The 3375-nt window shown below is 60.9% G+C and carries 2 protein-coding genes and 1 pseudogene; all 3 read right to left on the bottom strand.

The genetic code is table 11. The features are described from left to right. Positions 1–331: pseudogene (locus tag QJT78_RS49600) on the bottom strand (transposase); the annotation flags it as partial. Between the two features lie 40 nt (positions 332–371). Further along, positions 372–1655 carry a cystathionine gamma-synthase family protein gene (locus tag QJT78_RS49595; protein ID WP_028154486.1) on the bottom strand — a complete coding sequence of 428 codons (1284 nt, stop codon included), beginning with the start codon at positions 1653–1655 and terminating at the stop codon, positions 372–374. A gap of 279 nt (positions 1656–1934) precedes the next feature. Further along, a complete protein-coding gene (locus QJT78_RS49590) occupies positions 1935–3230 on the bottom strand; it encodes an NEL-type E3 ubiquitin ligase domain-containing protein (protein ID WP_281460805.1) in 1296 nt (431 codons plus the stop codon). Positions 3231–3375: the final 145 nt, after the last annotated feature.

Raw genomic sequence — 3375 nt, 5'->3', positions numbered from 1 at the left:
CGGCGCGGCTCTCCTGGGCATGAATGGCCTTGAGCATGTGGCTCACCTCGCGGACCCGGGTCGACGGCACGTGGCTGAAGACATTGCGATAAAAATGCACCATGCAGCGTTCATAGCGTGCCTCGGGCAGATAATCCGCAACGCTTTCGACAAGACCTCGGCACGCGTCGGAAACCACCAACTGCACGCCCTTGAGACCGCGATCGACGAGATGCCGCAGAAACGATGACCAGCCGGATTTGTCCTCCTTGGCGCCCTCACAGATGCCGAGGATCTCCCGGACCCCCTCGGCATTGACTGCCGAGGCCACCAGCAGCGAGACGTTGCGAACCTCAGCGTGCCGCGCGTCCAATCCGCTTTGATTCCCTCGCTCAAGCCGCGTTCAGCGCCTGCGCGAGGTCCGCGATCAGATCCGACGGGTTCTCGATGCCGATCGACAGCCGGATGGTGGAATCGAGCACGCCGATCTTTTGGCGGATGTCGGCGGGAACGCCGGAATGGGTCATGGTCGCGGGCAGGCTCGCGAGCGATTCTGTGCCGCCAAGGCTCACCGCCAGCTTGAGGATCTGTAGCGCGTTGAGGAATTTCACCGCCGCGTCCTTGCCGCCGACGATGTCGAACGAGAAGGTCGATCCCGCGCCCAGGCATTGCCGCGCGAATACACGGCCCGAGGGCGAGGCCTCCTCGTGATGACCGAGATAGTGAACCCTGGCGACCTTGGGGTGGTCGCGCAGATAGCTCGCCACCAGCCGCGCATTCGCATCGGCCTTTTCCATGCGCAGGTTCAGCGTCTCCAATGAGCGGTTGATCATCCAGCACGAATGCGGATCGAGCTGGGTGCCGATGGCGCCGCGCAGCGCCTTGATGCCCTTCATGATCGCCTTCGATCCGAGCGCGGCGCCCGCGATCAGGTCGGAGTGGCCGCCGACATACTTGGTCAGCGAATACAGCGACAGGTCCGCGCCGTGCTCGATCGGGCGCTGAAACACCGGGCCGAGCAGCGTGTTGTCGCAGGCGATGATCGGCGTGTGTCCCTGGGTCTTGCCGACGGAATCGGCGATGCGGCGGATCATCGCGATGTCGACGAGGCCGTTGGTCGGATTGGCCGGGGTCTCGATCAGGATCATTGAAACCCGCCCCCGACCCATCGCTTCCTCCGCGGCCTGCCTGACCAAGGCTTCATCGATTCCGTCGGCAAAGCCGGCCGCGCCGATCGACAGCCGCGCAAGCGTGTTCGTCAGCAGCGTTTCCGTGCCGCCATAGAGCGGCTGGGAATGCAGGATGACATCGCCGGGGCGGACGAAGGCGAGAATCGTGGTCGCGATGGCCGCCATGCCCGACGAGAACAGCGCGCAGCTTTCGGTGCGCTCATAGACCGCGAGCCTGTCCTCGACGATCTCGCTGTTGGGATGGTTGAAGCGCGAATAGACCAGGCCCGCGCCCATGCCTTCCGGCGGCTCGCGCCGGCCGGCGACGTAATCGAAGAAGTCCTGGCCGTCTTCGGCCGTCTTGAACACGAAAGTGGAGGTCAGGAACACCGGCGGCTTGATGGCGCCCTCCGACAATTGCGGATCATAGCCATAGGTCAGCATCAGGGTTTCCGGATGCAGCATATGGTTGCCGATATGGGTCTTCGACGGGAACGGTTTTACCATGGCTGCCTCGCTGTTCTGATGCTTGCCCCGCGTTGCGGGCCGAATCGGTGGTACACGGCGGTGGTCACAAAATCGAGCCCCGCCTTTTTGGACTCCTTGTTTTCCGGCGGTTTTCGTGCAGTTGCGGCATCGGGGAAGGGAGTCCGACTCTCACCGCTACTTGCACGAATTTTAGCCGCTCACCTGAGCATGCGCCGGCTTTTAGGTCGGCGCTCCGCAGTCTGACGGACAGCGCTACGCCTCATGCGAATTAACAGCCTCCTGCAGTCAAAGGCTGCTTCACAGCCTGAGGCCGTGATCATTGAGCACCCTATCCCTTAGAGCGCCCTTGATCTCGCGGGCAATTTCCTTACGGACCTCGGCACCTAATTCTCGCTTGGCATCCTCGACGAGATCAGAATCAGTTCCACTCAAGCCTCTGTCGGCGAGCTGTTGCTCCAGTCTGTTGTCGAACTCTTCGCCCATTGCATCAATGAGCTGGTCCTGCATCGCAGCATGGTCGTCAGGGGCGATGCGAGAAACCACATCGTCCCAAGGTTGCCAGTCCGTCGCCAAATAGTCAGCAATTTCCGCCGCTTCCTTATTCCGCACGGTTATCTCTGCATTGTCAACGTGAGCGTCGGTGACGCCGGAAACTTCAAAGAAGCGCATATTCGGCGCGACGTGCTGCAGTCCCAGCCGCTCGCGTAGCTTGTTCTGATAAGCAAGATAGACCTCGATGGGATCGATGTTTTCGGCGCTGTCGACGGAGCCGAGCGAGTCAGCCTTCTCGCGCGCGATCCCCTCCAGAGCGTCCAAGCCGAACATGACGCGCCCCAGTTCGATGAGATCGGGAAGGCGTGCCCCATCGTCATAGACGCCGTTCTCCACGTCTGCGATGAGACGTGCGGTTTGCATACCGTTCCAAGTCAACGTTCTGCGATCCTCGCAGGTCTGGTTAGCATCGGCGGCCAGCTGAAAGTACTGCGCACGCAATTGCGGGTTCTTCGCCGCCTCTCGTAGATCATTCGCCACCGACTGTTGGAATTCCTGATTGTCAGAGTTGACGGACTCGAACAGCTTGCCGAGGAAAAGCGCGTACTCTTCAGCACCCGGCTCTTCTGCAGAGGTCCGCCAAGCGTCCAGCACCTCCCGATCGCCGTCTTTTGGATTGCCCCTGAGCCAGCCTGCGACGGCTTCAGTGAGAGAGGCGTCCTGTTCATCGTCTGTCGATGATAGTTCACTCGCGTCGTTGTCCGGAAGCATGACGGATGGACCGGCATAACCCGCGGCGCTGACGGCTGTATGCAGGTTCGTCAGCACCTGCTCCGGCAGCGGATTTCCATACAGATCTACGTTGGCATCAGCCCCCAACTGCGTCAGTAGGTTCTCGGGTAGGCTGGTTAGCTGGTTATAGTTAGCAAAGAGGTGCTCGAGCCCGGGCGGGAGCGCCTCGGGTAACCTGGTTAGCTCGTTGCGGTTAACTGCGAGAGTAGTTAGCGTAGCAGGGAGGTTCTCCGCCAGACTGCTCAATTGATTGTGGCTGACGTCGAGCCACTCAAGCCCAGCAGGGAGGACCTCCGGCAGATTCGGCAACTGATTGTGGCTGACATCGAGAAACTGAAGCGCGGGAGGAAGATGCTATGGGGCGGTGGCGAGGATATTGCATCTATCGTTGCTAATGTGAACCGATGGAGCGCCCCATGCAAAAGTTGAACGATCTGAGCCGATCCCCGAGCCC

The organism is Bradyrhizobium sp. Mp27 (assembly GCF_029953005.1).
Taxonomy (GTDB): domain Bacteria; phylum Pseudomonadota; class Alphaproteobacteria; order Rhizobiales; family Xanthobacteraceae; genus Bradyrhizobium; species Bradyrhizobium barranii.
Note: the sequence above shows the minus strand (reverse complement) of the source record. Positions and strands in the feature narration are given on the sequence as shown.